This is a genomic window from Clostridium sp. (genome assembly GCF_051650885.1).
GTDB lineage: Bacteria > Bacillota > Clostridia > Clostridiales > Clostridiaceae > Clostridium.
In genome coordinates this window covers 1-1,698 of record NZ_JBOFRG010000188.1, presented here as the reverse complement: position 1 = coordinate 1,698, position 1,698 = coordinate 1, and the positions used below count along the sequence as shown (strand labels likewise).

1 protein-coding gene is annotated in these 1,698 nt (G+C 32.5%); it reads left to right on the top strand.

Annotation, left to right across the window (positions count from 1 at the left end; genetic code table 11):
* Positions 1 to 92 precede the first annotated feature (92 nt).
* On the top strand, positions 93 to 1,698 hold a 1,606-nt coding region (locus tag ACRC28_RS09385; protein WP_438543189.1), incomplete at its 3' end, for a hypothetical protein.

The window sequence follows — 1,698 nt, the reverse complement described above, 5'->3', positions numbered from 1 at the left end:
ATAAATAAAGCTATGGGGAACATTAAATTAAGAATAGGAACAATATGAAAATATAGATGGAAGTAGTTGAGTGAAAAAATAGGAGGAGAAAAATGGCAGTATCACTTTTATATCAAAAAATAATACAAGGTGGATTTCTTTATTTTGGGAATGCGCTAGGATTGACAAAAGGAGTAGGAGCTATAGTACCAGGAACAATTGCAACACAAGGGGCATTTATGACTGTAGATACAACAACTGTGGCACCAGGAGGTTGGCCTGCTGGAACGACTCTTAATTGGATGGATGCAAATTCAAGAGTTTATGTAGATATACCAAATGGAACTACAATTGATGAAGCATTTTTAATATGGGGAGGGAATACAGGGGGAACTATTGGTGCGATAGCTAGGACTACACCAGTATATTTAATTACACCAGATAATGTAAAGCATATTGTAACACCAGTAACAACTTTAAATGGTTCAGGATTTTATTCGTGTTCAGCAAATGTAACAAGTATTGTAAGTGGATTTGGTAGTGGAAATTACATTTGTGGTAGTATTCCTGCGAATATAACAGCAGCAGCAACACAGGCGGAAGGTGGAGGTTGGGTTTTAGCTCTAGCGGTTAAAAGTCAAAGTGGTCCATATAATTATGCAACACTATCTATTTCAAATGATAACTATGGACAGGTTGGAACTAATATTTCAATAGTCACACCATCAACAGGAACAGTAACGGCAAATCTTATGACGGCGGTTATTCATGCAGCTTGTAATGCTGGAGATGCATTAATTCTTCAAGCAACAAGACCTTTTTCAGCACCAAATAGGGAAGCACCAAACTTTTTCAATTCAATTATAAGTAATAATAGTGGTGATGGATTACCATATACAAATGCAACCTTTGGAAATAATAATAATGACCCAAGCACAAGAAGTAACATTCTTAATGGAAGACAAGGTCTTGATTTAGCAATATATCCATCAAGTGGAGATATACCACCAAACACCAATAGTTACTATTTAGACGGATATAATGGAGGAATTGCATTTTCACCAGTTGATGGAAATACAAATTATATAGCATATGGTGCAGCCGTTAATCCATCAAATGCTATTACAACTCTTAATAAAACAGTAGATAAATATTTAGCTAATTATGGAGATACAGTTATATATACTATGAATGTGGTCCTTGAAGGAAGTGGAAGTATATTTAATTTTAAAATATATGATACAATTCCGGATAATACAAGTTTTGTACCAGGAAGTATTTTTGTAAATGGAGTAAATAAGCCTTTAGATAATCTATCAATGGGTATAACTTTAGCAACAAGTGCAAACCTTCCATATTCAGCAACAGTAACTTACAGCGCTATTATAAATAGTTCAGGTTCATTCAATAATATTCAAAATAGTTGCTATGTAGTTTTTAGAAATACAATTTCAGATGGAACTGTATTTACAAATACGATAGTTTCAGAATATGCAGTAACTACAATAATAAAAACTGCAAATATAAATGTAAATAAAAGTGTAAACAAAAATTATACAAAGATAGGTGATATTTTAACTTATACAATAGTTCTAAATAATAGTGGAATCTTAAATGCAACTACAGCTACATTTATAGATACACTTCCAACAGATATAACATTAATACCAAATACGTTAAAGGTAGATGGTGTTTTAAATAATCAAACTTCAAATCCTT